2 protein-coding genes and 1 pseudogene are annotated in these 6,360 nt (G+C 54.4%); 1 reads left to right on the top strand and 2 read right to left on the bottom strand.

The window, feature by feature from the left end:
• The coding region (locus tag C515_RS0116205) for a transposase (protein WP_028456363.1) at positions 1-255 on the top strand (255 nt) is incomplete at its 5' end.
• Positions 256-661: 406 nt separating this feature from the next.
• Here the strand turns inward: C515_RS0116205 and proA are convergent.
• Positions 662-6,067, bottom strand: a pseudogene (gene proA, locus C515_RS21625) (anti-phage protein ProA); the annotation flags it as partial.
• A 47-nt stretch (positions 6,068-6,114) separates the two neighbouring features.
• Positions 6,115-6,360, bottom strand: a 246-nt coding sequence (locus tag C515_RS21620) for an integrase core domain-containing protein (RefSeq protein ID WP_043650125.1), incomplete at its 5' end; no start/stop codon positions are given.

Raw genomic sequence — 6,360 nt, 5'->3', positions numbered from 1 at the left:
GGCTATCGCTGCCGGATACAGCGCAAAGGGAACAAGAACAAGCCGCTGTCGGAATGCCAGCAGCGCCGCAACCAGCGAATCGCCAAAGTCCGTGCGCGGGTTGAGCATGTGTTCGGCGCAATAGCACAGATGGGCGGCAAACTGATCCGCACCATCGGGCAGGCCCGCGCCGACTTTGCGCTGACGATGCAGGCTCTGGCCTACAACGTGAAACGGTTTACCTGGCTGAAGGAGGCCGGGATCGAGGCGTTCTGACGTCCGAAGTGCGCCTGAAGAGACCCGAGAGGGGGCAATTCAGGCAGGCGAAGCCGAAAACGGCCTCGGTTTATGCCGGTGCACCAATGGAATCAGCCCGAAAGGCGGGCTGATTTGTAAGGTTCGGACTGGAGGCTGATAAATGCCGGGTTATTCGAGGTGCCCAGTTGCACGACTAAAGCAAACACACCGACAGCAGAAAAAATTGTCGCAAGATCTGCCACTTCACTCCGTCGGGCGACAGATAATTTTTCATTCGCACACTATAAAAATCAGTACCTTAGACACAAGAACGACATCCACCTGCGCGCGATGGCGACACACAATTTTTCATTGCCAGCAAAATACGACGCATAATTTTTCACTCGCGTCACCGTCTTCTACATTATGTGCCGCCACTTTCCGCTCAAACAGTTATCGCACGGATTGCGGCCTCCAGTCTTGGGCGACTAGCTGCCCGTAGTTTCATGAGCCCAAGCTGTCTTGACATCTGCACCAGCGTCCACTCCTCACCTTTGGTCGGATCAAACACCAGGGCGGCTAGAGATCGAAGCTCTTCGGCACAAACCTCGTCAATCGCGCGCTGCTGCTCAATCGCTGGTGGCCGCCAGGATACTGCCGAGCCGGGGACAATTGCTTTTGGCCAGTAGAAGGTACCAACCTCTTCTTCAGAGGTTCTGCAGCACTTGCGGGCAACTTCCTCTACGCGCTCCACGATCCTACTTCCCGTGCGCTGCCATCCATGAGCTCTACTGATCCGGCGCGCCAACACCGCATCAAGAACTGGGCCTTCTGTCGCAGCGATCAGCGCGATCATCTCGGCCAGTACAGACTCGTATGACAGCTCAAAAAAAGCATCCGCGTTCATAGTTGTTGCGAAGGGAGAAAGATCTGTCTCTACAAATACCTGTGGCTGGCTCGCACCTCCTACCGCTTGTGCAGCCGCATTGCGAGCATACTGTCCTTCTGCATGAACCTCTCCCAAGGGCAACTGACCTGTAGTGGGATCGCTTGATGCCGGCTTTTGCGCGTCGCTGGAAATAGTAGGACTGTTTGCCTTCGCGATTGCAGCGTCAGCAGCCTGTTTTGCGGCCTCCCTTTCGGCTTCGAGTGCACGCCTTGCCCGGCTCGACGCCAACAGTGTCTTCAACTGCTGATCCAAACGATCTAGCGTGCCCGGTCTATCCACCCACCAATCCGTAGACCATACGCGCAAGATCTCCCAGCCAAGACCTCGTAGGACTTGCTCTCGCAATTTGTCTCGGTCTCTAGCAGTGGCAGAGCGGTGGTAAGTTGCGCCATCACACTCAATACCCGTCAAGTACGTGCCACGCGCATCTGGATGAACCACACCGAGATCAACACGGAACGCAGATGCCCCGACTTGGGTATGCAATTCCCAACCCCGTGCGGCCAACGCTGCTGCTACGGCCTCCTCAAAGGGGCTCTCAAAGTCTCCCAAGCTACCGCGTGTAACTTCTGCCAGCGCCCGGGGACCTCTCTCCGCAAACTCCAGGAAGTGCTTCAAGTCTCGAACACCGTGCGCCTGAGTGCGGGACAAATCCATCTGCTCCGACTTGAGGCTGGAGAACACTCGCAGTTCTTGGCGAGCTCGTGTGATAGCTACGTTCAAACGGCGCTCACCGCCGTCACGGTTCATCGGGCCAAAATTCATTGACACCGCACCGCTCGGGTCTGGGCCGTATGTAATCGAGAAGTACATGATGTCCCGCTCATCACCTTGAACACTTTCCAAATTCTTGACGAACAAAGGTTCAAGCTCAGCTTCCGAGAAATACGGCTCTAGAGAGGGATCCTTCCGCCGCTCTTCATCAAGTAAATCTTCGATGAGCTTTTGTTGCTCGGTATTAAACGTCACGACACCGATAGTCAGCTCAGACTCACGGAATCCTGGAGATTTAAGGCAAGCGACAATGTCCGCAACCAGCGCCTTAGCTTCCGGTTTGTTGATTCTCGCGCCGCCCTTCTCATACACCCCGTTGGTGAAATGGAAACTCACCGCACGATCTTCAGTTACCGGTGACGGGAACGTGACCAAGCCACCGCCGTAGTAGCGATGGTTTGAGAATGCGATAAGGCTTTCATTACGGCTTCGGTAATGCCAAGACAAATTGAGAGTTGGCAAGTTGGCACCGAGGCACTCATCGAGAATGCTCTCCATCTCGGCTTCAACATCTTCATCATCGACGGAAGACTCCGCCCTATCGAAGAAAGCGGTTGGGGGCAATTGCTTGGGATCGCCCACCATCACCACTTGCTTACCACGAGCGATGGCGCCAATTGCATCCCAGACTGCAATCTGAGAGGCCTCGTCGAATACCACGACATCAAATTGCTCAGTATCTGGCGCGAGAAACTGAGCGATTGAGAGTGGGCTCATCAACAAGCAAGGAGTGAGCTTGGTCAGTGCAGATGGAATGCCACTGATTAGTTCGCGCAGTGGCAAATGTCCGCGCTTCTTGGTGATCTCTCGGCGCAGCAAGCCCCACTCAGAATTTCGCGTGACATCGTCTTGAGAAGGAAGAGCAGAACATAAACTCGCACGCACCCAGGCTCGGGTTAACTCAGTGAACTTCTCATCAAGGCGACGGAAATCAGCGATGCGTTTCTCATGCTCCGCAGAAACGAAGGTTCGAATTACCGGTTCATTGTCCACGACGGCATTCAACCACCAACGGCAGTAGTTCGTTTCAAAAGCGGTACGGATAGCGCCGAGCTCAACCCTTTTAGCTTCTATGCTGGCTACCAACGGCTCTAAGCCAATAGAAACCGCTTGTTGCCTGACTTTCCTCCATGCACACCACGCATTCAGCTTTGTTTCCTGCTGGAGAATCGCATTGCAATGAGTAAGCAAGGAGGCAAGATCGGTCTCACTAAAATCAGCATGCCCTTGCTCTGAAAAACTACCTTGCTGTGCTAGTTGATCGATAGCCGGCTGAAGCTTGGACCAAGCAACCATGTACTTCTGACCAGCCGCCACGACGGAACCGTCGTGATCGAGCAGTGCATTACCATCAACTACCAGATGTTGAAGCGCAGAAGAGATGCTCGGAATGTCTGCAGGGCCTGCCGCGAGATTAGCAATCGCGGTAGCGATTGCCCCCTGAAAACTAACAGCCCTGTCCACCTCATGGATATCCGTTTCGAGATCACGCCAGAGCCCGCCAGTCGCGTCTTTTAGCCCTGAAAAAGCTTTGAGCTTACTTTCGACTGAAGCGCGGAGGCGTAGTGTCACGTGGTCTTGGTGAAAGCGCTGACCACAGATGCCCTGTGCAACTTCGGGGACATCGTCCTCCAAATAGCCACATGGACGAATCACTTCCAGTCGCTTGGCAAACTGAAGCGCAGCCTGCAAGGCAGATGCGTTGGTATCAAGACCTTTCCAAAGCCCTTCCGTCTGCGTTTCCAGTCCGGTGAATTGATTGATTGCTTGATCGAGCTCGACCAGCCTTCTGAGCTTTTGCACTTCAAATGCAAGTCCCTCGCCCGCTCGTCCTGCAGCCAGTATGTCCAACCCATCGTCGGACCATATCCCACGTTCACGGGCCGCTTTCAACGCATCTTGAAGCTTTAAAGCGGCACGCAAATACTCAGGTCTGGATTTCAATCCCTGCCATAGTCCAACTACTTCAGGACCAATATCTAGTTTTGCAATCTCACTCCGGGTGTCTCGAATACCAACGAGCGCAGCCAAGTCATTTGAGACATTGGGCTCGCCTTGTCCCGCGACCAATGCCTCAAGCGCTTGCCGCACCTTCCGCTTCCCGAGCCAAGACATTGGCCAAAGCGCCTGCTCAGCCTTTGCGAATTCGCGCTGCAGTTGGTACACATTTAGCTGCTCAATACCGTCCGTGTAACGGACGGATAGTCTTTTCTCCAGCTTGCCAATCTGTTCAAACAGGTCAATGCCTTTACGCAGACCATCTTGTGTTTCGCGTGGCCAGGGTAACGCGAGCGCGCTATGGACTTCGCGTCGCTGTGCCAACACGCCCAGCGCCGCTTCCACATTTGCAGTTAACGTAACTGGCCACCCAGAGGATAGTTGCTTTGTTAGTGCATCGTGCTCTACGAGTAGTTTGCTCCCCTCCTGAAGTCGCTCTGAAATCACCTTTGCGTCAGGTCGGAATACAAATCTCCAATCTTTCCCTGCGGCTTGGGGCAAAGCACGAGAGAGCGCAGCCAATGCAGCACGTGGCCGCTTGGTTAGGACCACTGCAGAAAGGCCAATGACGTCGAGAAAACTCAGCGCGGCCGAACGGACGTTTTCGGCAACGGGAATCACCGCCTTTGCTGCATCGATCAGTGCCTGCTGCCAGGTTGGCGACCAGTCGCCGTTCTGAATCGGCGAGAGCGGCCCTGATGCCAACGCTTGTTGACCAACAGCCGAAGCGTTTACCTCAAGGCGATCTACCACGTCTCTTAATGTGTCAGTGTCCTTCGCGCTATGCGCTGCGTGAGACGACCAGGAAAGCCCTACAACGGGGACATCAACACCCTCAACGACTATACCGATGGCCTCATAGATGCTACGACCATTGCTATGCCGATGATGCAGGCGCTCAACATAACCGTTCAGCTGTTCGCGCAAGGTCTTCAGTCGCTCGGCTTCTGCCTTCCAGGCATCAGCATCGATCACGCCTTGCGCCTCCCACGATGTTTTTAGCTGAGCCAAGACGTCAAGTTTTCGGGCTTTGCTAGAATGCAGCTCTAGGCAGAACTCACCCAGTTTCACCTCACGAAGTCGTCGATACACTACGTCCAGTGCGGCAATCTTCTCCGAGACAAATAGAACCCGTTTACCTTCTGCAAGGCATTGGGCGATGAGATTGGAAATCGTCTGGCTTTTACCCGTACCAGGTGGACCAATAAGGACGAAGTCTTTGCCTCTAGCAGCCGCCATTACTGCCGAGAGCTGAGAGGAGTCCGCGGGCAAGGGGCAGAAGGTGTGCTCCGGGCCAAAATCACGATCCAACGTTTTGGGACTAGGGAAACTGGCATGTCCCGCATAGGGATCACGGGGCGTATCGATGAGATGCTTGACGACAGGGTTGAGCCTTAGCTGATCAGTGCGCTGTACCAGGTCAACCCACATCAGGTATTTGGCAAACGAGAACATGGATAGCACCACGTCCTCTGAAACCTCCCAACCCCTGATATCTTTAATGGCTGCGGAAACGGTTCGCCAAATCTTGGCGATATCCAATCCCGATTCATCACGATCTAGCTCTCCCTCTTTGATGCCGAGCTCGAGCTTGAAGTCTTGTCGCAACATCTCGACGAGCGTTGGGTTAAAGCGAGGCTCGTCGTCGTGAAGTGTCAGGGTAAATCCAGATCGGACACTTTTACGTTGCAGCGTAACGGGAATGAGAATGAGGGGCGCCCGGTACTTGTGATCGGGTTTGTCATCCCGAGTCCAGTTCAGGAAGCCGAGCGCCAGGAATAGCGTGTTTGCGCCACCCTCTTGCAAAGTAGTTCTTGCTGCCCGAAACAGCTCAACCAGACGAACATCCAGCTCTTCCTGAGCAAGCCCGACAAAAACCTCTCGCCGTTTAAGCGCATCCAGTGCATGTGCTCTGCGAAGATTCTCACGCTCGCGACTTTCATGGATAGCTTGGTCTCGAAGGTCAGAGCCATCCATCAGATCGGGGCGAGTCAGTAACTTAATTTCTTTCCCATCTGCGACCAAATCCTCAAGCGCGCCAGGGTCCGGAGCCTCCAGCTTCAAGGATTTCTTTCCGGCCCTAAAATTCAGCAGATTGTTACGGAGAGAGAGATCAAGCAGTTTGCGTTGCCAGCGCGCCTGAGGTTACCCGCGCTTTCCGGCTACCAAGGTAGCGGTTATGCGGCCAGCTTTTCTCGCTCCAGCCAGGCTGCGTAATGGGTTGCCGGTGATTCGTAATTCAGCGACGAATGCCGGCGCTTGCGATTGTAAAACACCTCGATGTAATCAAAGAGATCTGCCTTGGCTGCCGACCGGGTCGCGTAGCGCCGGTGGAACACGCGCTCGTTTTTCAGGCTGTTGAAAAAACTCTCCATCGGCGCATTGTCCCAGCAGTTGCCCTTGCGACTCATCGACGCCGTCAT

It is taken from the genome of Chitinilyticum litopenaei DSM 21440 (assembly GCF_000428145.1).
Classification (GTDB): domain Bacteria; phylum Pseudomonadota; class Gammaproteobacteria; order Burkholderiales; family Chitinibacteraceae; genus Chitinilyticum; species Chitinilyticum litopenaei.
Note: the sequence above shows the minus strand (reverse complement) of the source record. Positions and strands in the feature narration are given on the sequence as shown.